Annotated in this window: 22 protein-coding genes; 3 read left to right on the top strand and 19 right to left on the bottom strand. The window is 33.1% G+C overall.

Annotated features, from left to right (window positions below):
- Positions 1-114 precede the first annotated feature (114 nt).
- The 8 genes from LD125_RS01070 to LD125_RS01035 all read right to left on the bottom strand — a co-directional run bounded on the left by LD125_RS01070 (position 115) and on the right by LD125_RS01035 (position 8,685).
- Positions 115-1,548, bottom strand: a complete 1,434-nt coding sequence (locus tag LD125_RS01070; RefSeq protein ID WP_250136817.1) for an NADP-dependent glyceraldehyde-3-phosphate dehydrogenase — start codon at positions 1,546-1,548, stop codon at positions 115-117.
- A gap of 80 nt (positions 1,549-1,628) precedes the next feature.
- Positions 1,629-2,531, bottom strand: a complete 903-nt coding sequence (locus LD125_RS01065; protein WP_250136818.1) for a TrmH family RNA methyltransferase — start codon at positions 2,529-2,531, stop codon at positions 1,629-1,631.
- Positions 2,532-2,562: 31 nt separating this feature from the next.
- Complete coding sequence (locus LD125_RS03875; protein WP_250137564.1) at positions 2,563-4,095, bottom strand: DUF2130 domain-containing protein; 1,533 nt, start codon at positions 4,093-4,095, stop codon at positions 2,563-2,565.
- 79 nt (positions 4,096-4,174) lie between these two features.
- Positions 4,175-4,975, bottom strand: a complete 801-nt coding sequence (locus LD125_RS01055) for a hypothetical protein (RefSeq protein WP_250137565.1) — start codon at positions 4,973-4,975, stop codon at positions 4,175-4,177.
- An 86-nt stretch (positions 4,976-5,061) separates the two neighbouring features.
- A complete protein-coding gene (locus LD125_RS01050) occupies positions 5,062-6,348 on the bottom strand; it encodes a glucose-6-phosphate isomerase (protein ID WP_250136821.1) in 1,287 nt (428 codons plus the stop codon).
- Between the two features lie 77 nt (positions 6,349-6,425).
- Positions 6,426-7,037 carry a 5-formyltetrahydrofolate cyclo-ligase gene (locus tag LD125_RS01045; protein WP_250137566.1) on the bottom strand — a complete coding sequence of 204 codons (612 nt, stop codon included), beginning with the start codon at positions 7,035-7,037 and terminating at the stop codon, positions 6,426-6,428.
- The gene (locus LD125_RS01040) at positions 7,012-7,437 is read right to left on the bottom strand and encodes an iron-sulfur cluster assembly scaffold protein (RefSeq protein WP_250137567.1); all 426 of its coding nucleotides are present in this window, start codon (positions 7,435-7,437) and stop codon (positions 7,012-7,014) included. The genes LD125_RS01045 and LD125_RS01040 overlap by 26 nt, the downstream gene beginning before the upstream one ends.
- Before the next feature lie 18 nt (positions 7,438-7,455).
- Complete coding sequence (locus LD125_RS01035) at positions 7,456-8,685, bottom strand: aminotransferase class V-fold PLP-dependent enzyme (protein ID WP_250137236.1); 1,230 nt, start codon at positions 8,683-8,685, stop codon at positions 7,456-7,458.
- A 203-nt stretch (positions 8,686-8,888) separates the two neighbouring features.
- Between LD125_RS01035 and LD125_RS03870 the strand changes: the two genes are divergently transcribed.
- The 3 genes from LD125_RS03870 to LD125_RS01020 are packed head-to-tail and all read left to right on the top strand — an operon-like array spanning position 8,889 to position 14,177.
- A complete protein-coding gene (locus tag LD125_RS03870) occupies positions 8,889-11,489 on the top strand; it encodes a lipoprotein (protein WP_250137568.1) in 2,601 nt (866 codons plus the stop codon).
- Positions 11,489-13,747, top strand: coding sequence for a lipoprotein (locus tag LD125_RS03865; protein ID WP_250137569.1), 2,259 nt, complete (start codon positions 11,489-11,491; stop codon positions 13,745-13,747). The genes LD125_RS03870 and LD125_RS03865 overlap by 1 nt, the downstream gene beginning before the upstream one ends.
- Positions 13,725-14,177 (top strand): HIT family protein, encoded by a 453-nt coding sequence (locus LD125_RS01020; RefSeq protein ID WP_250136827.1) that lies wholly within the window; start codon positions 13,725-13,727, stop codon positions 14,175-14,177. Before LD125_RS03865 ends, LD125_RS01020 begins: the two co-directional genes overlap by 23 nt.
- A 39-nt stretch (positions 14,178-14,216) precedes the next feature.
- Here the strand turns inward: LD125_RS01020 and LD125_RS03860 are convergent, their stop codons facing one another.
- The 11 genes from LD125_RS03860 to ptsS all read right to left on the bottom strand — a co-directional run bounded on the left by LD125_RS03860 (position 14,217) and on the right by ptsS (position 26,174).
- On the bottom strand, positions 14,217-15,212 hold the full coding sequence (locus LD125_RS03860; protein WP_250137240.1) for a 3'-5' exoribonuclease YhaM family protein: 996 nt from the start codon (positions 15,210-15,212) through the stop codon (positions 14,217-14,219).
- Between the two features lie 95 nt (positions 15,213-15,307).
- Positions 15,308-16,474, bottom strand: coding sequence for a methionine adenosyltransferase (gene metK, locus LD125_RS01010; protein WP_250137241.1), 1,167 nt, complete (start codon positions 16,472-16,474; stop codon positions 15,308-15,310).
- A gap of 36 nt (positions 16,475-16,510) precedes the next feature.
- Entirely contained in the window at positions 16,511-17,929 is a 1,419-nt protein-coding gene (locus LD125_RS01005) for a hypothetical protein (protein WP_250137242.1), read from the bottom strand.
- Entirely contained in the window at positions 17,907-18,902 is a 996-nt protein-coding gene (locus tag LD125_RS01000) for an alpha/beta hydrolase (RefSeq protein WP_250137570.1), read from the bottom strand. The genes LD125_RS01005 and LD125_RS01000 overlap by 23 nt, the downstream gene beginning before the upstream one ends.
- Positions 18,903-18,925: 23 nt before the next feature.
- Positions 18,926-19,711 carry a TIGR00282 family metallophosphoesterase gene (locus tag LD125_RS00995; protein WP_250137244.1) on the bottom strand — a complete coding sequence of 262 codons (786 nt, stop codon included), beginning with the start codon at positions 19,709-19,711 and terminating at the stop codon, positions 18,926-18,928.
- Positions 19,711-20,034 carry a YlxM family DNA-binding protein gene (gene ylxM / locus LD125_RS00990; RefSeq protein ID WP_250136833.1) on the bottom strand — a complete coding sequence of 108 codons (324 nt, stop codon included), beginning with the start codon at positions 20,032-20,034 and terminating at the stop codon, positions 19,711-19,713. Before ylxM ends, LD125_RS00995 begins: the two co-directional genes overlap by 1 nt.
- Positions 20,027-21,091, bottom strand: a complete 1,065-nt coding sequence (ftsY, locus tag LD125_RS00985) for a signal recognition particle-docking protein FtsY (RefSeq protein WP_250137571.1) — start codon at positions 21,089-21,091, stop codon at positions 20,027-20,029. Before ftsY ends, ylxM begins: the two co-directional genes overlap by 8 nt.
- 42 nt (positions 21,092-21,133) lie before the next feature.
- On the bottom strand, positions 21,134-21,835 hold the full coding sequence (locus LD125_RS00980) for a PhoU domain-containing protein (RefSeq protein ID WP_250137572.1): 702 nt from the start codon (positions 21,833-21,835) through the stop codon (positions 21,134-21,136).
- 14 nt (positions 21,836-21,849) lie between these two features.
- Complete coding sequence (pstB, locus tag LD125_RS00975) at positions 21,850-22,680, bottom strand: phosphate ABC transporter ATP-binding protein PstB (protein ID WP_374982229.1); 831 nt, start codon at positions 22,678-22,680, stop codon at positions 21,850-21,852.
- A gap of 151 nt (positions 22,681-22,831) precedes the next feature.
- The gene (pstA, locus tag LD125_RS03855) at positions 22,832-25,036 is read right to left on the bottom strand and encodes a phosphate ABC transporter permease PstA (RefSeq protein WP_250136836.1); all 2,205 of its coding nucleotides are present in this window, start codon (positions 25,034-25,036) and stop codon (positions 22,832-22,834) included.
- A 31-nt stretch (positions 25,037-25,067) separates the two neighbouring features.
- Entirely contained in the window at positions 25,068-26,174 is a 1,107-nt protein-coding gene (gene ptsS / locus LD125_RS00965; RefSeq protein WP_250137573.1) for a phosphate ABC transporter substrate-binding protein, read from the bottom strand.
- Positions 26,175-26,181 lie beyond the last annotated feature (7 nt).

The following is a 26,181-nucleotide window of genomic DNA, read 5'->3' as shown; positions in this document are numbered from 1 at the left end:
TTAAAATAGAATCTTTCCTGATATACTGCTTGGTTTTCTGAAAAGCACTTTAATCATAGTGCGCTTTTCAAAAAGAAAAAAACACCTCACTCAAGAAAGGTGTTTTTCTACTTACTATTTCTTTAAAGGATCTTTGTAATTAATCACAATTCCCCGATAACGCGTACACGATAGCAAGGTTTCGTGAATTCCTTGTACTCCATAACCTGAATCTTTAATTCCTAAAAACGGAAAAGAATCAGGTCCTCGTTGTGATTTTCCGTTAATATTAACTGTTCCTGCTTCAATTTTTCTAGCGACACTAATCGCTAAATCTAAATCAGTGGTAAAAACACTAGCTTGTAAACCAAAGTTTGATTGGTTAGCAAGTTTAATTAGTTCTTCAACATTATCGTTACGAATTACTGGTAAGACAGGACCAAAAGGCTCTTCTCAAGCCAAGCGTGATTTAACATCAACCCGGTCAACAAGAGTTGGTTGCATTAAGTTCTTTTCACGACTATTACCAAAAACAATCGTCGCACCATCACTTTGAGCATCATCAATTAACCCTTGGACATAATCAGCAGTTTTCTCATCAATCACCGGAGTAATAAAGGCGTCATCTTCCGGTTTACCCACACTTAGCTTACTGATTTTTTCTTTTAACAAAGGCACTAATTGGTCAGCAATCGCATTAGTGGTTAAAACCCGTTTAATCGCGGTACATCTTTGTCCTGAATAAGATAAACCACCACTAATAATTTCTTCAGCGACAAATTCTAAATTATTTGCATCCAACACCAAAGCCGGGTCTTTTCCTCCCAATTCAAGAATTACATCTTTAGTTTTAGCGATTTCTAAAATATGGTGCCCGACCTTAACACTTCCGGTGAAAGAAATAAAGTCTAACTCTTGATTCTGGGTAATAATATCCCCAATTACTGAACCTCTTCCTGTCACCACGTTAAAGATTCCTTTTGGTAAACCAGCCTCAACTGCTAATTTTCCTAAATAACTTCCAGTTAAACTTCCTGCTGTAGCTGGTTTAAACACCACAGTGTTTCCCATCACCAAATCAGGAGCAATTTTAGACATTGACAGATTAAGTGGATAGTTAAAGGGTGAAATTGCTAATCCTACACCTTTAGGAACCCGATCATAAAGAGCATACTTGTTGTTAACTCCCATTCCTCTTCCAGTAAACACTGATGGCTCTAAACGTTTCGCTTCTTCAAGAGTGTAATCAAAATATTCAACAGTTCGATCAACTTCACTCAATGAAGCCTTATATCCTTTAGCCACTTCACTGACCATAATCTTGGCGATTTCTTCACGTTTTTCTTGAATTAAAGCGTTCCACTTTTTTAAAACTTCAATTCTTTTCATTAAGGGTAAATCTGCTCAAGGTTGTTGAGCTTTACGGGCTGCCTGATAGGCTTGATCGATATCTTTTTCTTCTAATCCTGCAACACTACCAGCAGATTCTAAAGTAGTGGGGTTCAAGATTTCTACCCGATTAGCACCTGAAACAAATTCATTGTTAATCATTGCATCAAATTTATACATCTTGATTTCTCCGTTTCTAAAATTTGTTAAGTATATTTTACCTCTGCTAAAACTTTTTTGTAAAAAGTCCCATTAAAGGACTATAACTTATGTTCATAAATTTCATACATCAGAATTGAACCAGCTACTGCAGCATTTAGTGACTCCACTTCTTCTTCCATCGGAATCAAAACATTATAATCAATCAACCTGCTAATTTCAGGAGAAATCCCTTTTGATTCATTCCCAATTACAACTGCATATTTTTGGTTATCTTTTAAACGAACCTTTGGTAGCATCTTACTCTCTTCATGCATTTGCGTACCAATAATCACATACCCCTCCTCTTTTAAATCATTGATTGTTTGCATTAAATATTCTCGAACCAAATTAATTTGAAAGAAGTTTCCTTGAGTAGAGCGAATGACTTTATCATTATAAAAACTTACTGAGGTCGGAGCACTAATTACAGTTCTAAAATCAAAAGAAGCCGCACTCCGAATCAAAGTACCAATGTTACCTGGATCTTGAACTCGGTCTAACAAAAGGATATCGTGGTCATAATCAACTTCTTGTGCCACCATTTTACAAACTGCAAAAATCCCTTGGTTGTGAACAGTCATCGAAACTTTATCAGCAACATGATTTTTAATAATAAAGTATTGGTCATTACTTGTAGGCAACGATTCGTACAATTCTTCATAAACACCTTGAGTTAAATAAACCGCTTCCACAATTCCTTTTTTTAACGCTTCAGCAACTAGGTGAATACCTTCAACAACAAACTTCTTAACTTCACGACGATAAGTAGCGTTTTTTTGAAGTTTAACAATTTCTTTTATTGAAGGATTATTAACTGAATTAATAATCTTGCTACTTTTAATTACTTTAACTATCCTAGTTCCAGGTTTTTTTGATTTTACTGACTTAGTTGTTTTTGAAGTTTTACCAGTTTTTTTACTACTCTTGGTTTCTTTACTAGTTTTTGGGTTTTTGGGGGGCATCTTGATTAAATATCCTTCTTACTTTCTTGTATTATATTGTACTAATTTTTTGTAATTCTTCAGCAATTCGCTTGGTATATTCTTTCTGCAAAGTATTATGCGCTGTTTCTAAAATATTAACTTGTTTACTTAAAGTATGCCCAACTTTTAAAATCGCTTCTAATTGAGTTTCAAATTTCTTTTTAAATCCTGGAAGTTTTTCAATTAAAAATTGTTCTAGTGCTTCGTGCTCTTTTTCATACTTAGAAAGTAAAACGTTTTTCTCATTAGTACTTAATTCTTTTACCTTTTGACGATAATAGTTTTCGTTTTCCATCATTCTTCGCAAAATTTGGGCCACAAAGACAAAACTATCACCATCAGTTAAATAAATATGATCGTTTTCTGAACTTTTGACAAAGGGCACATCATGATATTTATCATTAAATTTAGTAGCGACTAAAATTCCATACTGAGCCTTTTGTTGGGCAGTATCAACCACCAACTTTGCTTCCCACTTGTCAGATCATTCGGCATTTTTGACTTCATAAACAATTCTGCCCAGTTCTTTTCTTTGACTATTGCGAACAATTTGTAGGTAGTCTGCTTTTTTATCAGCAACTGTGATTTTTTCAATCATATCATCACTTGAACCAAAAGCTTTGCGTAATTCTCCCTCCACTTCATGTTCAAAGTTTTCACCTTTGATCTTGTTATTGATAATACGATTTTCATTGTTTTTTAAAATAAGGTCAGCTTTTTCTTTTTCTAACTGATGAATTTTTTCGTTTAATTCCAACTCTTTGGCCTGTAAAGCAGTTTTAACTTCATTATCATAACCTGATTTTAAAGTTTCAATTTTTTGGTTTAACAACTGAATTTCACTATTTTTTGTTTCCATGATTACTGCTTTTTGAGCATCTAAATTCGTTTGAGCTAAATCCAATTGCGCTTTTTGATCTTGTTTTAATCTTTGAATCTCTAATTGCTGATTATTAATCTGATCTTGATATTGTTTTTCGATCGTTTGTTTTTCAGTTTGGATAACTAAACTTTCTTTATCTTTTTGATCATGTAACTCTTTCTCTAAATTTTTAATCTGTTGGGTTAATAACTGAATTTCACTATTTTTTGCTTGTACTGCTGATGCTTTTAATGCAGCAATCTTTTCTTCAGTTAACTTAAGTTGAGCTTTTTGATCCAATTCCAATTTTTGAATTTCAGCTTGGTAATTTTTAATCGCATCTTGATACTGCTCTTTAAGTTTATTTTTTGTTTGCTCTACAATTAAGGCTTGAGCTTGGTTTTCTTGAACAAGTTGGTGCTTTAGCTTAGTAATTTCATCTTGACTTTGTTGCAAATTTTGTTGGTGTTCTTGTTGAATTTTGCTCAACTCAATTTTTAAAACTTGTTCTTGTTTGCTAACTTCATCTTGACGAATTTCACCTTCACGGATCTTTAATTGTTGTTGAGTTTTTTTATTGATATAGTCATTTCAAGCATCAGAATTATGTTCTAAAAACTCGTTTAAACTATATTTACCACCACAACTTGGGCATTTAAATTTAACTTCTGTTTCGTTCATTTTTTCCATCTCCCTTTGATGCATATTGTACAGAAAGTTTTCCCAGGCAAAAAGACAGAGGGATTAAATTCCCATCTTTTTAATGAGCTTTAGAACGTTTAGGCGGGGTGTCTGATTTTCTTGTTGAAAACACTTTCATGCTTTTATTACTTAGAAAGTTTAATAAATTACCCAGAGCATAGGGAGAGAAAATCAGCAGTACTAGTGCTGGTGCTCATAAATAGGCAGGTTTTTCTCACGGGTTTAAACCATAAGGAAAGATAATTGACACCCCTTCTTTTCAACTTCTAGTTTGGTTTCAAGTTAAGTAATCCGACTTTGGCCCGTATTTATAAAGCATCGCTGCTCGAATCACAACCACCAAAACATAAACAACCGGAAAGATGATGGTAATTCAACCAGTTTTTTTTGCATAATTACGGGTTTTAACCATTCCTGTTGGGTGAAAAAAATAAAGAACAATTAATAACAAAGGAGTAATGAAGTGTTCAAGAATGGTCTTCAAAGTCTTGTATCACACGCCAAAACGATTCTCACGTTCAGGATTAAAAATCAACATTAAAGTATAAGCTATCATAATAATAATTCCCATACTGGTAATAAAAGTATGGTTATTCTTTGTGGTTAATCAACGGGGCATTTTGTTAGTAAATAAGTTAATTAAATTAACCAAACCAAAAACAGCAATCCCTAGAGTAACTCAAACTGAAAAATAAACAAACTGGTTAATTACAGAAAGGTCAAAATAAGACGTTGGGTTCTGATTCCCGTTTTTACTGATCGTTGGCGAAATTGTTGACATAAATAAATCTAAAACAATACAAAAAATCGGTACAACTACCATTCAAGCATAAAAAATAATTAATCATTGTTTTTTCATTTTTTCTCACTTGGGGATTTTAAATCTTTCCAATTTTAACAAAAAAACACACTCGTAAGTGTGTTTTTCATAGTAAGAATTAAGAACTATTTTACCCCTGGCTTCCCAAGTAATTTAAACATGTTGTGTTTATAAATTTCTACTCCAGGCTGATTAAACGGATTAACCCCCAAAAGATAACCGCTCATAGCAACAGCGCGTTCAAACCAATAAACCAAATATCCAAACATAAACCCATCCATTTTTTCAAACTCTAAAATAATGTTAGGCATTTTCCCATTATTAACGTGGGCATCAACCACACCAGTTAAAGCAGTTTGGTTCACCTCGTGGAAAGTTTTTTCCTTTAAGTAATTTAATCCATCCAAATTATCTGCATCAGTAGGGATCTTTAAATCAACGTTTGGTTGGGCAATCTTAATCACAGTTTCAAACATTATCCCTCTACTTCCTTCTTGGACTCATTGCCCTAAAGAATGAAGATCAGTAGAATAAATCATCGCTGAGGGTAATAGTGATTTACCATCCTTACCTTCTGACTCACCAAAAAGTTGTTTTCACCACTCACCAACCATTTGCATCTGCATTTCATAATTAACTAAGGCTTCAGTTTTATAACCTTGATTCAACAATAAATTTCTCGCTACTGCATATTGATAAGCAGAATTAGTTAAATCAGGAGCAGTTAAATCATTCAATGCTTGCAAAGCACCTTGCATGATTTCATCAGTATTAATTCCTGCAACCATTAAAGGAAAAATTCCCACTGGGGTGAGTACAGAAAACCTTCCTCCAATATCATCAGGGATAGTAAAAGTTTGATACCCTTTGTTATCAGCAAGTTGTTTTAAAGCTCCTTTACTTTTATCAGTAACTGCAATAATTAGTTCCTTAGCTTTTTGTTCACCAACCTGAGTAACCAACTCCTGTTCAAATACCCGAAAAGCAATTCCAGGCTCAGTTGTTGTCCCTGATTTAGAAACAACACAAATCCCATATTTCTTATCTTTTAAAAATTCTTTAAGTTGCGCAGTAAAAGTTGAAGAAATGGTATTTCCTGCATAAATTAGATTCACACCATTAACTGGGTGTAACCCGCGGATCATTTCATCAGCAGCACGAGTTCCCAAATAAGAACCACCAATCCCAATGACAACTAAATAATCAATCTTCTTGGCTAAAGTTCGACTAACTTCTTTCATTAAAGCATACTCTTTTTGATCATAAGTTTTTGGTCAGTCTAACCATCCCAAGAAATCTGCTCCTGCACCAGTTTTTTTAAAAATCATTTCATGAATTTGTTTTACTTTTGTTACATCAATTTCTTGATCCAAAGCTTTTAAACCTGTTTGTGATAAATCAACATTAATCATTACCAAACCTTCTTCCTATGCTTTTATTTTAGCGATTATTTTTTCAAAAAACATCAGCAAAGACAAAACAATAGCGGTTATATTTCACTTAGTTTGCGATAATAAACTTCTTTTTCACTAATAACTGCACTTAAAGGTTGATCAAAGGGTTCGCTATCAATTAACTGCTTGGTGTGTTGAGTTTCAAAAGCTAAACCAACCACCAAACCATGATAATTTCGCCCCTTAAAGTAACTATCATAATAACCTTGACCAGAACCAATTCTATTTAAACGATTATCAAAACAAATTAAAGGGAGAAAATAAGCATCAAGTTGAATTTCTTGGGTTAAAAGCGAAGTAATGTTAGGAACTGGTTCTCAGATTTTTAAAGCAGAATTAAAGGTTAAATCTTTTTCAAGATTAAAAATTTGATAAAAGTCCATTGTTTTATCCTGATTAACCTTTGGTAAATAAACTGCAATCGAATGTTCAAGTGCATACTTAATCATTGTTAATGTGCCAACTTCATAGGTTCTAGCAACATATAAAGCTAAACTTTTAATTGTTTTTTGGCGCACAAAATTAATAAACCCCACATCAATCAGTGCTTGAGCTTGGTTTTGATATTCTGGATCAAGATTTTGTTGTAACTTTAAATATTGTCCTCTTAAGATTGGCTTATTATTTAGCATGGTTAATAAAATCAATAATCCCTTCTGCTCCTAAAGTTGCACATTTTCATCTTCCTTTTTGATGGTGAAGATTTTCAAAAATCATTAACTCGCTTAAATTATCTTGAGGAATTGTTCCTTTATAAATCATTGAAAGGTATTCATTAAGCAAACTTTGAGCAGTGGCTAAACTTTTACCAATTAAAAAGTCGCACCATAAATCGATACTACTAGTAGCAATTACACAAGCACTACCTTCAAAGCGCAGACTCTGAAACACTCCATTTCTCACATCAACTTGTAGGGTTAACTCATCAGCGCAACTATCTGATTGCAAACGTTTGGTATAAAGTTGAGAATTATCAACAAGTCCTAAATGCACAGGCTTAACGTAATGATTCATTAAAACTTCACGTTTCTTTTTAAGATTATCCATCTTTATTCCTTTCCTTTCTTATAAAATATGATCTAAAAAGTGCTCAATATTTTTTAACCCTTCAACTAACTTATCAATTTCTTTCTCCGTATTATAAATTCCAAAGCTTACCCGAACACTAATTTTAAAACCAAGTTCAGCAGTCAATCGCGCACACATAGCTCCACTACGAACACTGATTTGATAATCATGAGCCAGAAAACTAGCAATATCTTGAGGGTTAACACCTTTTAAGTTAAATAAAAGCATTGGGGCATCGTTTTCTAAATTATAAAAAACAAGTTCAGAATTTAAGTTAGCTGCTTTAATCTTTGTTTGAGCATATTTTTTGAGTTTAAGTTCGTGATTATGAATTGTTTCAATCCCAATCTCATTAATAAAATCCAAAGCTTTACTAAAGGCATAAATTCCTGCGATGTTTGGTGTTCCTGCTTCTAAACGCACTGGTAGAGGGGTTAATTGATATTTTAAAGGTTCAACTCGCACACTCTCACTCATTCCCCCACCAAAAACTAGCGGTTTTAAAGTTTCTAAAACATTCTGGTTTCCATATAAGACTCCCACTCCAAACGGACCATACATTTTATGAGCAGAAAAAGTAAAAAAATCTACTCCTCAAGCTTGGACATCAGTTTTTTGGTGACCTACACTTTGCGCACCATCCACACACACTAAAGTTTGCACATTAACTTGTTTAATTGCTGTTGTAATTTTCTTTACATCATTACTAATTCCGATTGTATTACTCATCACAGCAAAACTTACCACCTTAGTTTTAGGAGTAATCATTTTGCTTAATTGATCAATATCAATAGCAAAAGTTTCAGTTAAAGGAATTTCTTTAATAACTAACTGCTTTTCTTGAGCCAAAACTAATCAGGGAACAAGATTAGATGAGTGTTCTAAATCACTGACAAAAATTTCATCACCAGGGTTTAAATAATCCCTCAATCCAAAAGCAATTTGGTTTAACCCAAAACTTGCACCGCTTGTGAAGACAACTTCCTGCTCACTTCGAGCATTAATGAAGGTTTGAACTTGTTTTCTAGTTTGACTTAAAATTTGGTTACTTTGATAAGCGTTTTGATAATCAAAACTGTGGGGATTAGCGTTAATGTGCTCATAGTAAAACTGTTCAGCCCGACTCACAATTAGAGGTTTTAAAAAGGTTGCACTACTATCAAAATAAATTTCTTGTGGATTATTTTTTAAATAACCAAACTGCGCTCTAATATTTGCTAAGTTCATTTTCCTTTTCCCTTTTCTTTTTGTTGATTTTATTATAAACAACCCTTGGATTAATCAATCAAATTTTTCTAAAAACCGCCTTAGTACTTTTCTTTTTGGGTTATAATTACTAAGTCTTTCTTTTTATTTATTTTAGCAATGATTAAAAAGAAAAAGAGATTATTTTGTTTCGGGAAAAAGACTCAAAAAGGAGAATGGCAACTATGAAAAAATTACTAAGTCTTTTGGCAACGATTACCTTGACTGTAACTCCAGTCACCAGTGTAATTGCTTGTACCAATAAAACTAGTGATGGGGATAATAATGCAACAAACAGTATTTTAAAAAGTCCGATTTTTAACTTAACTGCTGATGACTTAGTAAAGAGCGCAAAAGCAGAAACTTTATTTGGCGGGCATGATAATGCAGTTCATGATTTCATGAACTATTTTGCCTTTCAAGTTTCTAAGCAATTGAGCGACACTAAATCTGATCTTTACCAACAATTTAATGCTGCAGTCGAAGCTGATAACACTTATATTAATGATGAATTTATCAATAGTGTGCAAACACAATACAACAGTTCTAGACAATATGCGATTAGTCAGTGAAATGAAGCAGTCGATGCTGCTAAAGATGATGGAAAGAAATGAGAAGAAACTTTCCGTAAAGCTTTAGAAAAGCAATTAAACCGAACTTTTACAAAATATCAAGATGCCAAAGATGTTTATATCACTAACCAAATGATGAAAGGAACTAACAACACTTCGGTGATTGATTCGTTATTAAATGCAATTTATGCAATTCCTCAAGATAATAAAGTTTTAACTTTCGACCAAATCATTCAGAACTTTTCTGGACAAATTCTAGGATTAAACCAAACTATTGGGGGAATTAGTTTTAACCTTTTAAATGCTTGGGGAGCAAACTGAGTTAAAGATTCAGGTTTAGATTTGGTTGGAGAATTAACCAAGTTGCTTCAGGGATTAGCAATAGAAGTTGGTAACTTGAGTCACCCTTACTTTGATTCACTCTCAACTTATTTAATTGACTTTATTAATGCTACTGGAGGAACAAATAGTCCAAGTAGCAACACTACTGCTCAACTATCAAACATCACCTGGATGACCCAATCTGCTTTCAAAAGTAGTGTCCTTGGTGATCCTGCCACTTGAGCGAAGGAAATCATTGCTCGTGCTTGTTCAACTTACACCACTGATTATGATAGTTCAGGAACACCAACCAGTAATTACAAACCTAAAATTGATGGAAAAGGTGCAGGAGTAGCGAAGTTTGCTGCAATTAATTCTTATGTTAGTTTAACTGATAATAGCAGTATTTCTAACAACGCTTCAACAAAGGGATTATTTTCTAATGCTCAACGTTATTTTGCTAACCAATACTTTAATACTAAAAAACCATTAGCAATTTCTGAATTTATCATTAAACCTTTAACTAGTACCAATACTCTTTCAACCAACATTAATAACGCTGGTTATATCGCTGATAATGTTGCTAACCAAGCTGATGTCGGATCACTTTACAACTTTATGAATTTATTTGTTAACCAAGGTAATTGAGGCGGAACAAGTTCAACTGATAATACCAAGACAATGGTGAGTGGATCTAGTGATTATTCTTGAGACCAATTAATGAATAGCGGAGGAAGTTTAAGTAATTGAACTAACCAGGCAGGAAAAAACTATACTTGAACTGATACTTTTACCAGTGATTTTAGTTTAAACCAACACACCAAGCTTTTAACCATGGATTCTATAAGTAGTGATTATAGTGACATTTTAAAATATTCAGTTTATGATTATTTGGCAAAAAGTTCTGCAACTGAATATACTAGCAATACTAGTGCTCCTACTGTTGAAAATGATGGTAGTGTTACTACAAATTTAAGTGATCAACAAAAAGCGATTACAAACTGAATTACTAGTATGAACCGTCGAACTAGTGGAACAAATAATGTTTATCAGGTTTTAAATAACACCCAAGGAATTATTAGTTTTGTTGATACTGATGGAATTCACATTACCAGAATTGAAGGTTATGGCTTATTGAAGGATGCCAATGGGTTAACAAGTCAAACCAAACTTTCTACCACTAGTTTTGTTGATGGTAATCAAGCATTGATTAACAACTATCAAGCAATCGAATCAATTAGTCGTAATTTAAACAATAATAGTAACAGTAGTGTGGTAAAAAACGCGATTAAGAACCAAACTTATGATTATACTAATGCTGATGCTACTAGTTATTATCAATACAATAACTTGAATACAAGTTTTGGTAACAAGTATTTACAGTTCCTTGCCAATAGTTCGGTGTTAGCTTCTATCGGGATTACTAATACTAAAGAAAAGTATGATTTAAATAGTGAGGTCCAAAGTTATCTTGCCTCAGCAATTCCAAGTAGTAGTGCTACAAGTACCAATATGTGAATTAGTGCTTGAACTTATTTCAAAGAAATTCTAGGACTTGATGATAGTGAACTTTTTGATTTAATTTTCCCTACTTCTAATGCAACTTATGATTTGTTTGGAATTGGTGCCTATGCGACCCAAACCACAATTTACACCAAATATCGTCAATATATCTTAGATGTTTTAAATAATGTTGGTAATGATATTAGCAATAGTGTCGAGGATGCTTTTGAAAATGGATGAAACACTTGAGCAAAATCTAATAACAATGTTCCAATCGACAATCCAGAAAATGATTATAAACCTTTAAAGACTTTGCCTGTAGGATACTCAGACATTGAAAATGCTACTTATTGAGATTATCAAGTCGCTAGTCAGAAGGAGAGATCATAATGAAAAAAATATTATCAATTTTAACAATTACAGGTCTAACCATCACAACAACAGCCACGGTGGTTGCTTGTGGATCTAATTCAAGCAATGAACATAAACGTTATGACAACCTAAAACCAGACAACAATGATGAAGTTATCTTGAAATTTGGAGATTCAGCTTTAGAAGTTGGTGATTTAAGTGGGTTGACTGGTGATAGTGCTAAAAATTTAATTTTAGATTGAATCAACACTAAATCAACTACCCGTTATTCTCAAGATGTTTTAAATAGTACAAATACTTCACGATTAAAATTAACTGATGAAAATATCAATAACCTCATCACTAACGCTACAAGCAGTCTTGATCCAAGTAAGGTTGATAACAGTACCAACTACTACTATCAAGAATTTAATACAATTGCTAACAATTTAACTTTAGAATTACTATTTACTAATTACACCAAAGCGGTTTCTACTGATGGAACAAAAACTTTAGATGATCAAAAGCAATATTATTTTGGTGGTTTAAATCCCAATAGTTACTTAGATACTGATGGGGGAACTCGAGACAACAGCGGTAGAGAAAGTACCCTTTCAATTTGGTTTACTGATCCAAGTGATTCATCAAAGTTAATTCGTTGAGTAGCTAAACATGAAGTTCCTCGGGTTGGAACTTATTCTAAATCATTAGACTTAAGAAACTCTTTAACAAACAAAGAATTTTCTCCTACCGGGCAATCATTAACCACTAGTGAATTTTATATTGTTAAGGACCAAACCCTTTTAAGTGATGCTAATTTAGTAGCAACAGATTTAACCAGTAGCAAAACAAGTTTAGGCGCTAACATTCTTAACACTACTCCTTTAAGTGGTCGTGAAGCTTTAGCTTTACGCTTTGAAAACTACATTGCTAACCAAAGCCCTGAAACTGAAAAAATTATGGCAATGCAATACTTAAAAGGCGATCTTTACAAGATGCGTACCAATAATGGAAATTTGAGTGGAGGATTAGGAGACCAAACATTAGAAAACTTAACTAAAACAAGTTTATTTTTAAATCGAGATTCCTTGTTAGCTAAAGATGTGCAAACTTGAACAAGCAACGGCCGAGCAAGTTATACACCAACCTACAAGATGGTTTGGGCGTTTAGTTTCAAAAAAGATGACGCAATCATTACCAAAGTTAATAATTTGTTAAACAGCGCTTATAACGCTTCTACTGCTAATAGTGATGATGTTTTAAACCTTAACACCATTACCAGTGATACTACTTTAAATAGTTTTACCACTGCTCTAGCAACTTTAGTTTCAACTGTTGGGAACGCTAATTTAAACACTTCAGGATTAGATCCTTTCTTTAACCAAGGTGGGTTCCAAGGTATTGTTAAAAGTAGTGGAGGGACTGTAACTTCTGTGTTGGGAGGAAACCTTAACATTAATGATAGTACTAAAGCTAAACTTGCTAATGTTAATGGGCCTTCATTCTTAATTAACAAACTGGTAGGAAACAACTCAACAAAATATGATTTTACCTTCCAAAGTACCACTGATGTTAATAACCAAGTTGATGTTGTCTTAGCATTACCGATTTATTTACAAGATTTACTTGGTGATATTGCTACAACCACAACTACAAATAGCACCAGCAACACTTTAAATAATCTTGCTTTGAATACTTGAGTAGAATTAAATCCTCAAGATAGCAGTGACACTTGAACCAGTAGTGCAACAATCACTGGGGGAAGTTTTAGTGAATACACACCTACTACTCAAGTTCCTGTTGGTCCAAGTTATTATTATTTAAATAAGAAAACTTATGTTTATGTACCAAGCAGTGCTCAAAGTAATGATTTAACCCTAACTCTTTCTAGTGGAGAAACAATTAGTTTTAATTGAAGCGATAATAATCAAGAAAATTATCTTGGAATTCAAGGCGTTTATAACAATGCCAAGACAACTTTGAATGGTCAAAATGTTGCTTATAAACTTCACTTAGGAAACGATACTACTAATCCTGATGTTTTAGAAACTGACTGAAAAACCAACTTCACCCAACAACAAACACTTGATATTCTTAACTTAAGCACAACTGCCAAACAAGCTTTATTAGATGATCTGTTGTACTTAACTGCAGATAGTGATTCTCAAGCGATCGAAAACGCAAAGAACGGAATTTATAAACGTTACATTAATCCTAATGATATTTGATACCAACCGATTTATGATGCCCTAATCGGGTATATTAAGGTCAATGATGAAGATGAAGACTCTGATTAAAAATAACCTCGAACAAGAATGTTTGTTTTGCAAAATTATTCGTCACGAAGTTCCTAGTGATATTGTTTATGAAAATGAAATGGTTTTGGCTTTCTTAGATATTAATCCCAATAGTAATGGTCATACCTTGATCATTCCTAAAAAACACTTTGAAAACTATTCTTCATGTGAAGATGACTACCTAGTTGCAATTGCCTTAGCTAAGAAAATTGTTGCTAAGAAAATGTTAACTGCTTTAGGACCATTAGAAATCAAAGGAATTAATTATACTTCTAATCAAGGAAAAGAAGCTTATCAAGTGGTAATGCACTATCACGAGCATGTCATTCCTAAATATCTTAAAAATGAAGGTTATGTTATTACCAACAAAACTAATCATGCAACTTTAAAACCAAACACCGAAATTATCGATTTGTTGAAAATCGATTAGCATTAGTAAAGTAAAAAACCAAGTAAGTACTTGGTTTTTTTATTTCTCTTTTTCTGAAGTGTGATTATAAAACATTTTCATATCTTCGGTAGGAATTCGAGGAGTTCATTCACCATAACCAATTTTTTGAAGTTCATCGTTTACTTTAAAGATTTTAGCATCTAAGTTATCGAAGGTAGAAAGAATAATTGCTTCAATCAACAACGGCTCCACAGGTGATCCATACTCATTTTTACCATGACTTGCTAAAATCATGTGTTCTAATAAAGTAATGTTAGGGTTAATAACACCATCATCCTTATAAAAAACTCCTAAACTTTTAGCAGCTTCAGCCACAAACGTATTTCCAATTGAAATATGACCCAAAAGCTTTCCTTCTAAGCTATAATCAGTAGCTCCGACATCAGCCATTTCAACAACCTTGCCAATGTCATGTAAAATTGCTCCACAAACAACTAACTCCCAATCAACTTGCGCATAAGCATAGTTTGGTTTAATTGCTAAACAATCACGCACTAACGTGTAACTATGTCAAAACAAACCAGACTGAACATTGTGATGAATTGTCATTGCTGCTGGATACTTCTTAAATTTTGCTTCATTATCATTTAAAATTTTTAGAGTAACTGCCTTGTAATCCTGATTCTTAAATCCTTGAATTAATTCGATTAACTTTGGGTATTCTCGTTCAACATCTAATGGTGCACTGATAAAAAAATCATCATAACTCAAATTCCACTTTTTCAACTCTTCTTGATCAAGAATTTTATAGTTTTGCACTTTTAGTTGTAACTGATTCCGATATTCACTTGCAACACCATTTTCAATCAAAATAATCTCATTTGGCTTAATTGTTTCAACATCTCCATCCTGAACTAATCATTTTCTCGCCTCAATGCGACCAGATTGGTCCACCAGGTTAATGATCATATAATTTTGCCCATTACTTCCAGTAGAAAGAATCACCCTTTCAATTCTCCCAATCACTTGAACATCACGATCGTTATTTACCAAATTAGCAATCGGTTTTATCATCCTTGTCACCTTACTTCTATATTGTAATTCTACTTGATTTTTGGTAAATAAAAAGCACCCTCGAGCCATTACCCAATTTAGTGCTAATTGAAAAATTATTTTGAATAAGTTTTTAAAAAAGCTTTTAATTCTTCAACCTTATCAAGTTGTTCTCAAGGTAATTCGTTCTTACCAAAATGACCATAAGTTGAGGTTTTTTTAAAGATTGGTTCTCTTAATTTCAAAGTTTCGATCATCCCTCCAACAGAGAAATCAAAAAATTGGTTGATTGCAGCAAGAATTACTTCGTCATTAACTTTTTGAGTACCAAAACTTTCAATAGCAATTGAAACTGGATTTGGTTCACCAATCGCATAACCAACCTGGATTTCTAAGCGATCAGCATATCCTGCTGCCACTAAGTTTTTAGCGACATACCGACTCATATATGCTCCAGAACGGTCAACCTTAGTAGCATCTTTACCACTAAAAGCACCTCCCCCGTGACGAGAACTTCCCCCATAAGTATCAACAATAATCTTCCGACCAGTCAGGCCAGTATCACCTTGAGGTCCTCCAATTACAAAGCGTCCCGTCGGGTTGATTAAAACCTTGAAATCAGTATTTAAACCAAAATCCCTAGCTACCTTCTTCATAATTTTTTCGTGAATATAAGCTTTAAATTCTTTAATATCAACTTCAGGGTCATGTTGGATTGACATTAAAATAGTAGCAATTCTGGGATGATTAGGTTCTTGATAATCAATTGTTACTTGTGATTTCATATCAGGACGAGCATGCTTAAACTCACCACTTTTTCTTAATTGGGTTGCAGTTTGCACTAAATCATGAGCGATTGAAATCGGTAAAGGGAGCATTGTTGGTGCTTCGTTGGTAGCATAACCAAACATGATTCCTTGATCTCCTGCACCAATTTCACCATCAAGCAAATCAACTCCTACAGCAATATCACTTGATTGTGCTTCTACCTTTATCAGAATTTCACAAGTTTGATAATCAATTCCATAACTCTTATCAACATAACCAATTTCTTTTAAAGTATTGCGAGCAATTTGCTCATAGACACCATCAGGAACTGCAAAATTGGCACTAACTTGACCACCAATCAACAAAAAGTTGGTTGTAGCAAAGACCTCAATAGCAACTTTAGCATTTGGATCTTGATCAATAATATAATCTAAAATATTATCGGCGATCTGGTCACAGATTTTATCTGGATGTCCTTCAGACACCGATTCACTTGTAAAAAGACTTTGATTCATACTATACATACCTTCCCAACCAATAGTTAATAACCCTTAAATTCAATGTTGTTGTTTAACTAAATTCTTTTTAAATCCTCAAGCAACTAAGTTCGTAATTATTCCCACCACATTTAAAGTACAACAATCAATTCAGAAAAATGAATTTAACTTTAAAAGATAAACCTTATAATCACGCACCTTACCAAGATTTAAGATTAATCACAGCAACGTCAATGAAAGTATACTAAAAACAAGTCCGATTTTCCATCCTTTTAAAACATCAAGTTGGATTAAACAAATTAAAGCAATCACTAAGCCAAACAGAAGAATTGCGTTAATCATTAAGGTGTTAATCATCAATAAATTTAACTTTTTATTGATGATTTTGAACCGATTATTATCTTTAAAATTAGCACGAAGGGTAAAAATCATACTATAAAGACAAAAGAAAATGTTTAGAGTTAGCAAATCAACAATCCCTACTCACAAGGGTGAAGCAAGGTTTGATTCTAAAAAATATTTTTTCACTCCCAAACAAAAAGCACTTGTAATAAAGGAAAACAAACACAAAAGATAAATCCAAGCATAATGATAACTAAACATACTATCAGGAGAAAAAGTATTAATCATCAAAACATCAATTACAAAAATTCACAAAACGGTTAATAAAATTAGTAGATCCAACCCTCAGTTCAAGAATTTGTTAATTTTAATATTCTTATCCAAAGCATCAACTGTGTTTAAATACTCTTCGTCATAATCAAGCATTCATGATAAATACTGACGGTCTTTGAAAGTGTAAACCAGAAAAGGAATCGAAATAAAGAAGAATGTCGCAAAAAAACTTAATGAAGCAAGCGCAATCTTATCGCGAATATCACTATTTTTTAACAAAGCATAATCAATTTCTAAAAATAAGTAGATACTAACAATCATGAAGGGAGAGAAAAACACCATTGAAATGACGCTACTAATCTTTAACACATAAACCCACACTCAGTTTTGTTTCTTGTAATAATAAATATCAGTCAAGATAATACTATTAATCGTTTCTTTGGGGTCATTGATTTTTTTTAAGAAGCGAATTAAACAAAAGAAAGCCAAGAAATTAAAGGTAAACAAAGCAGTCGCCTTGAGAAACTCTTGGTGATAACTTAATCGTGGTTTGGTAGCAAAAGCAAGAATAAATCACAGCGAACTGTGTCACCCACACACAAAACTAACCACAGCACTAATAATGGTAAACTGTTTAATATGAATCGTAACGTTTAATGAATCAATTTTTAACCAATTAATATTATTAATTTCACCAAGTGCAATAGATAAATCAATATAACCAACAAAAGCCAGGGCACAAAAAACAATTCCAACCACAAAAAAAGCTTTTCCGTAGTTTTTATCAGGAAAAATGATTTGGTTAAAGTTAATTCGATTTGATGGTTTGGTTGGTTTAGTCGTTTTTTTCTTGTTCATTATTTTTTAGCCATTCAATTAAACTCTGCAACATCTCTTGGTTTGGATTAAGGAGCAAATCGTGTTTCTTATCAGCAATTCATTGATGATGTTTTTGAGAATAACTAATCTGGTCGTAAAACTTTGTAGTTTTACTTGAGAGTTGAAAAACATCATCAGAACCATTCAACATTAACACTGGTTTGGTAATTAAACCAGAAGCTTTTAAACTAGTCTTAACCAGTTTTTTATTTTGAAAATACTCTCGTACAGTAATTTCACTAAAACTATTTAAGTTCTGAGCCAAACTTTGAACATCTTTATCAGACACATTATAATCTGCTGCGCTAAGATTAATTTTAACCATTCTTGTATAAGCAAACAAAGTTCCCTTAATTAAAGCAATTGTAATTGCTGAAGAATTTTTATCTGGTTTAAAATTAATCATCGAATCAAGCACGATCCCATCAACCAAGTAACCGCGTTTTTTCATAAAAGTAACAATAATATTAGCCCCAAAACCACTACCATAAAGATACAACTGTTTACCTGGATAAGTGGTTTTGCAATAATTAAGAATTTGTTCTAAATCACTAAGAACAGCTATGCTACTACGATCCTTAGCATCCTGGACTTTGTTTTGACCAAAATTACGTTGGTCAAAACTAATTAGACTAATCTTCAAATCAATACTAGTCAAATTCTTAGTTAACTGTTCAAAACTTTTTGCTCCCAAAGCAAAATCATGAACTCCCAAAATAATTATTTCATCATCAGGTTTAACCTCTCCATACCATCGTAACTCATACCCATCACTAGTAATAAAAGCCTTCTTTTTTATTAATTCTGGAGTTTGGTTATGATTTGGATGAAACTTTAATGAACCAAAGGCTTTAATTTTTAAAAGTAGGGAAGCAAAAAAATATAAAGCAACTAAAGCGGCTAAAATAATTACTACAATGATAATAATTGAAATCCCACTACTTTTTGACATCGTTTTCCCTCTCTTTGATAAAACTAATTTTTAGTTTTCTTTAAAAAAATCCGTTTAATTTCCATAGCTTGATTAGTCTGATCATTAATTTCAATAATCACTCCACACAACTGTTGGTGGATTGAAGTTGCTGGTTCAAAAACAACAGGTAAACCAGTTTTTTCCTTAATGATGACATTTTTAGGATCAGCACCAATAATTGAATCAGTTGCCCCGCACATACCAAGATCAGTGATAAAAGCACTTCCCTTGGGCAATAACCGTTCATCAGCAGTTTGAACATGGGTGTGAGTCCCTACAACCGCAGTCACTTGCCCATCATAATTTCACGCAAAAGCAGCCTTTTCTGCACTAGCCTCAGCATGAAAATCAACCAACAAAAGATCATAAACAAGTTTTTGGGCTAGAAAAGCATCCATAGCTTCGTAAGGATTATTTGCCTTATCCATAAAACTTGTTCCCATTAAGTTTAAAACACAAATCTTTTTGTCATTTTTCTTAACAATTACATACCCAGAACCTGGAGTGTAACTAGACATATTTAAAGGTTTTAAAAGGTCAGGAGTAGAAGCAATGTAGTCAAGCACCGCTTTGTTTTTAAAGATATGATTGCCACTAGTAATCACATCAACTCCAAACGATTTTAATGCTTGGAAATGTTTAAAAGTAATTGATTTGCCGTGAGTGACATTCTCCCCATTAGCAACAACAAAATCAATCTTTTGATCAGTAATTAAAGAGGGTAATTCTTGTTGAAGAATTAAACGACCCTCACTTCCATAAACATCTCCAAGCATTAAAACTTTCACTAAACTAGCTCCTTAAGTTTCTTAATTATACCACTAACCTCTTGGTCGAAACTATTTTCATATTGACTAATTATTGCTTGTAAAGTCGCAGTTTTAGCAACTATTTGTAAGTTTAATTCAAAGTTTTCTAAAACTTTAATCGTCTTATTAATCGAATCAGAAACTGCTGCACGGCTAATTTCATAATCAACAGAAATTTCGTTTAGCGAATAATCTTCATTGACATATAATTCAAAATAAGTTTGTTGTTTTTCAGTTAACAAACTTCCATAGGCTGCAAACAAACGGGAGTGATAGAGTTTGGTGGCAACTAAGTTACTCATTTTCTGCCTCATTTTCCATAAATCCACTAGTTAATCCATAAATATAATCATCAACATTAAAGAGAATTAAATCTTCAACTTGTTCTCCAATTCCCATTAATTTAACTGGAATTTTTAACTGGTTTTTAATCGCTAAAGCAATTCCACCCTTAGAAGTTCCATCCATCTTGGTAAGAATAATCCCGCTAATGTTGGTGACTTCATCAAATTGCTCAGCTTGCATCACCCCGTTTTGTCCAGTGGTAGCATCAATCACTAATAAAGTCTCGTGAGGTGCTTTTTTATCAAAGCGATGAACAATAGTATTCATTTTTTCTAGTTCTTGCATTAAGTTAACTTTATTTTGTAGTCTTCCTGCTGTATCAATAATTAATAAATCATAATTTTCTGCTTGACCCTTTTTTAAAGCATCAAAAATCACTGATGAAGGATCAGAAGTTTTCATCGTAAATAAATCAACATTTTCTAATCTGGTTGTAGTTCATTCTTGCAATTGTTCTACCGCGCCAGGCCGAAACGTATCAGCAGCAGCAATTAAAACCTTAAACCCTTGACTAGCGTAATAATTTGCCAATTTTGCTACAGAAGTAGTTTTTCCTGTACCATTAACTCCAATCACTAAAAAAACATTTAAACGGTCAGGTTTAAAGTCTATTTCATAATTATCGCGAGTTTGGTGATAAAGTTCATAAATCTCCTCACTAAGCAAATCTTTAACTGTTGTCATTGAAGTAGTGGCATCAACCTTTTTTTGTAAATTTTTAGAAATCCCTAGGACCAATTTCATTCCCATATCAGTTTTAATCAAAATTGCTTCTAAATCCTCAAAGAACTGGTCATCAACTTGGTGGTATTTTTTTGATAACTTCTGAATATCTTTAGAAAAGGTCAAAGAAGACTTCAATAACGCTTGGTTAGCTTTTTTTTGTTTGGCTTTTTGTTTTTGAAGAAGCTTAATTCGTTTTTCTTCTTGTTTACCCCCAGTTTTAATAACATCAGGTGGTGAGACCACTTGCTCTTCATCATGCTTTTTTTTAAATTTATCTCAAAAACCCATCCTTAATAAATCCCTTCTGTTCAAGTTTAACCATTTTAATACTTAATCTTGAGTTTCATCAAGAACATCATCACCCTCGTCATCTCGAGGACTGATTTCTTGAAATTTTCCTGTTCGAATGAAGTTTAAAATTTCTTGAATCCCAACCATGTGATCAGCAGCACGTTCAAGTTTTTTTAATTGTCGCAAAGAAGTATAAAGTAACAAAGCTTCTTGATCACTTTCTGAATGACGCATACGGTCAATAATCTTGCTTCTAGTTTGAACAAACGCTTGGTTTACTTCTTCTTCAAAACCTTCAACTTTTTTAGATAAATCAACATCAGAACGATCAATTAAGTTATTGATTAAATCTAACATTTGTAAAACAATATCAAAGTTTTGCTCAATAATTTCAGTGTATTTAATATCTGGTTCATAGTCTAAAACAAAATAACTAACTGCTTTAGCATAACTTGCAATTTTCCGAATTTCTCGTGCGATTAAAACTGAACCAATCGCAAACCGTAAATCCCCAGCAACCATGTTTTGTTTTGCAATTTTTCACAAAACCGTGCTAATAAACTCGTTTTGTTGTTCATTAATTTTCTTATCATTATCAACCACTTTTTGGGCTAACTTATAATCTTTTTTTGTTAAAGCCTGATACGTATCGTTATACTGTTTTTCAACTTTTTTAATTAATCCATCTAACTGGTCTTTAATCACGTCAACATCGTGGTCTAAAATTTTATTGATTGACATTTTTAAATAACCTCCTATCCATTAAATCTTCCTGAAATATAGTCTTCAGTACGTTTATCCTTGGGGTTGGTAAACATTCTTTTAGTAGTACTATACTCAATTAACTCTCCTTTTAAAAAGAAGGCAGTGTAGTTACTAATCCGAGTAGCTTGGGCCATCGAGTGCGTCACCATAATAATGGTATAATCTTTTTTTAGATTTAAAACCAACTCTTCCACCTTTAAAGTTGCAATTGGGTCTAAAGCTGAGGTTGGCTCATCCATCAAAAGAATTTTAGGATGCATTGCAATTGCTCTAGCGATACACAAACGTTGCTGTTGTCCCCCTGACAACCCTAAAGCAGGTCCGTGAAGATTATCTTTAACCTCTTCTCATAAAGCGGACTTTTCTAAAGCATCTTGCACCAACTGGTCTAAGACATTTTTTTTCTTAACCCCTTGTGAACGCGGTCCATAAGCAACATTCTCATAAATCGAAATTGGAAACGGGTTGGCCTTTTGAAAAACCATTCCCACATCAGTCCTTAATTCAGTAACATCATAACCATAATCAAAAATATTTTGATCAAAAACCAAGATTTCTCCGCTTGAAACACTACCCTCAACCAAATCATTCATCCGGTTGATTGAACGTAACAACGTCGATTTACCACAACCAGAAGGCCCGATAAAAGTAGTGATGGTATTTTCTTTGATATCCATATTGATATCAAACAACGCTTGCTTCTTACCTTTATTATAAAAGAAATTAAATTCGTTTACTTTGACAATAACTTCTTTTTTCCCTCCACTACCATTTCTTGGTTTTTCAGGATCACCTTCATGAGCAAGTTTTGCTGCAATCATTTCTAATTCATCAATCTTTTGGTTCTTTTGTTGCTGGTGTTTTTGGTGTAAGACTTTAAAAACACTTTGATGGTGTTTTTTAGTACGAGGTCGATGATCTTTGGTTTTCTTAGCTTTAGGTTTTTTGGGAGCAGAATTTTGTTTATTTTTCTTAATCTTCATAATCATGAACCTCCTTTTTTTGAGTAATCTTTTTAATAATCCAACGGTTTTTTCACTCTTTTTTTAGTTGAGTTTTAATAGTCTTTCAACCAAAACGACGTGAGAAAGCTTTAAATTTTTTCTTGATTTGTTGCCAAGTTTTTCTGAAGAACTCCTTGTAATGATAATGGAAAATTCCAGTTCAGTTAATCGCTTTTAAACGCAAGAACCAAACTTTGAAACTTTTAGCTCTTGAAGTCACTCTTTCGCTAAGTACATTTAAACTAAAGACTAAAACCATTGTCACTAACGAGAACAGGAAGGCAATTGAAGTAGCTTCTCCTCCGCCTCCTTCAGAAGCTAACATATAAATTTCAGTAGTTAAAGTAGCTCCGCTTGCTAAGAAACCTTCACTTGGCATTCTTAGTGCTGTTCCTAAGGTTAGATAAACTGGAGCAGTTTCTCCAATAATCTTTGCCATTGCCAAAATAATTCCAGTCACAATTCCCTTAATTGCATTAGGAATGGTGATTTTAAAAAGTACTTTACTGCGACTTAAACCTAAAGCTGATCCAGCCTCTTTAATATTATCTGGTACCTGAGTTAAAGCATCTTCAAAGTTAGAAGTTAACATTGGAATCACTACAATCGCCATTGTTAAAGAAGAGGCGAAAATACTCATTGGTAATTTAAACATAACAATAAAGATCGAAAGACCAAAAATCCCAAAAACAATTGAAGGAGTTGATGCCAACAAACTAATCATAAAACGAATAAACTTCGTGGTGATTGAATTTTTATTTGCATATTCGCTTAAATAAATTGCTGTTCCCAAAGCCAAAGGAATTGCAAACAAAAGGGTTGAAAGAATTAAAAGAATAGTTGTAAACAAAGCAGCAAAGATTCCTGCTTGACCCTTAACACTAATAAAGGCATCAATGTGTTGCAATCCAATTAAACCTTCAATCAAAATATCACCAAGAATTCAAATTGCAAAAGCAAAAACAATTAACACCGAAGTTCACATAAAGAACAACGCCACTGCTGACTTTAGTGACTTATTAATTTTATTACCTGCATTTGCTTTTACAATTACTTTCAGTTCATAATCACTATACTGTTTGTTATCATGACCAGTCGTAGTTTTGATAGCTTCTGAACGATTAGGATCAATTCTTACTTTATGAAGTCTTTGAAATCGTTTCTTTAAATAATCAGCATTAGAAATTAATAAAATCGTTAAATTAATAATAATCACAAGAATAAAAAGAATTAATCCAATCGCAAATAAAGCAGACTCGTGATAAGAACCTGAATTTTCTAAGATTTCTAACCCAATTGTTCCTGCTAAAGTTTTGATTGAAGAAAAGATAAATCCTTTAAATCCATTACTACTATCCAGTCCTGCTGCTGAGTTTCCTGCAATTAAAATCACAGCCATCGTTTCACCAATTACTCGAGCCATCCCCATAATCACTGCAGAAATAATTTTTGGAGTTACGCTTCTTCGTACAATACTAAAAGTTGTTTCTTCTTTAGAAATTCCTAAACCCAAAGATGCATAACGATAAGCATCAGGAACAGTTTGTAAGGCGTTATAAGTTAGGCTGACCATCGTTGGCAAAGCCATAAATGCCAAAGTGAATGAAGCAGTCATCAAGTTACCATTTGTAATTGCGCCCATCTTAATAAACATTGGTCCTACCTGATTAATAGCAAAGAGTCCAAAAACAACTGAAGGAATCCCAGCCATTAACTTAATTACTCCCATGCAAAAGTTTTGCACTCTTCTACTCATATATTCACTTATGAAAAGCGCAGAAAAAAGCGTTAATGGAACCACGAACAACAACGCAAACACCATCATTAGCAAAGTAGAGGCAATAATTCCTCCAATCCCATAATAAGAACCAGCACGATCATGAGCACTTCAAGTATTATTAGGTCCTGGTTGTCAACGGTCAACAAAAATAAACTTGAAAAACCCTTCTTGTTTAAAGATTTTTCCAGACTTAATTGCTACAAATATCAAGATGATCAATAACAAAGCAGCCACAATTAAAGTGAATAAATAAATAAAGGTTTTGACCGAGACATCACCAAGCGAACTTTTTGGTCTTGAAGCGTTGATTTTAAAATCATCTGGAGCTTGAGACTTATGAAAAAAATGATGATTACTAAACTTTTTCTCTTCTTTTCGAGTTTTTTTAGTCATTGAAGGTTCTTTTCTTTCTTTCTTTCTTATCTTAAGCATTGACTTCATACTCCACTCCATCCAAACCAAATCTTGGGGTCAAACCCTCTTTTTTATACTGTAAAGCAGGAATGCTATCAACATCTTTTTGTGCTAATACCATCCAAGCAATGAAAGCAGCAATTTTGTTTAAAAGTTTACTATCTAAATTAGCCTTAAATAACCCGATATAAGGACGAGTTAAAGGATAATCAGTAAAATCTTCTAGTTGGGATGGATCATAAGTAGTTCCATTAGCCTTGATTGTCAATAAGTTCAAATCGCTTTTTTCCTTAACAGCATCTAAATAGTTTAAAGAAAGATAACCAAAAGATGAAGCACGCGCCATTTCTTGAAACATCATTCCATTCGAGTTCAAAACACTAGAATTAGTCGTTGAACTTAAATCTGAATCTAGTTTCATTTGGTGTTCAAAAGAGTTTCTTGTTCCTGAACCTGGCTCACGAGAAAAAGCTTTTAATTGGTTTTCACGATCGCTTGCTAACTTGGCAATAACCTCCTGATCTCCATCAAGTGGTTGGGCTCGACTTAAAGATGTAGCAATTTTATCCCAAGTAGGATTTTTATCATAAATTAATTTGATTAACTCTTCAGAAGCAACATCGACCACTTGGTTTTCAATTGTAATTGTAAAACGTTCTTTAAACTGCTCATTAAAGATAGTTGGTGCATGATAAACAATGATAATTGCATCAAGAGCAATTTGAAGTTTATGTTTTTGATCACCAAAACCACGAGTATTTTGTAAATAACTAGCAATTTGGTTTTCATCACTAAGATCAGAGGTTAAGCCATTAGTTTTTCCGTTTTCCACTAAAGAAATTGATGTGTCATCAGCAGCAATTTCTTTAGAAATAAACCCCATTTTATAAGCATTTGATTCAATGTTTTTAATCCCTCCCTGTGATCCAGAAGAGGCATAAATAAAACTTTCTTTACTTGTTTTTTTGTATTCATTTGTTAAACGTTGCATTAACGGGTCAACTGAAGTTGATCCTCCGATGCTAATGCTATCTTTTGGAACTACAAGTGTTCAGATTCAAAGTATAACTAAGATTGCAAACACCGCACTTAAAAGAATGCCAGCTTTTCTACTCATTTACTTC

Source organism: Mesoplasma sp. JKS002658 (assembly GCF_023566355.1).
GTDB classification, from domain to species: Bacteria; Bacillota_I; Bacilli_A; order Mycoplasmatales; family Mycoplasmataceae; genus Edwardiiplasma; species Edwardiiplasma whartonense.
Note: the sequence above shows the minus strand (reverse complement) of the source record. Positions and strands in the feature narration are given on the sequence as shown.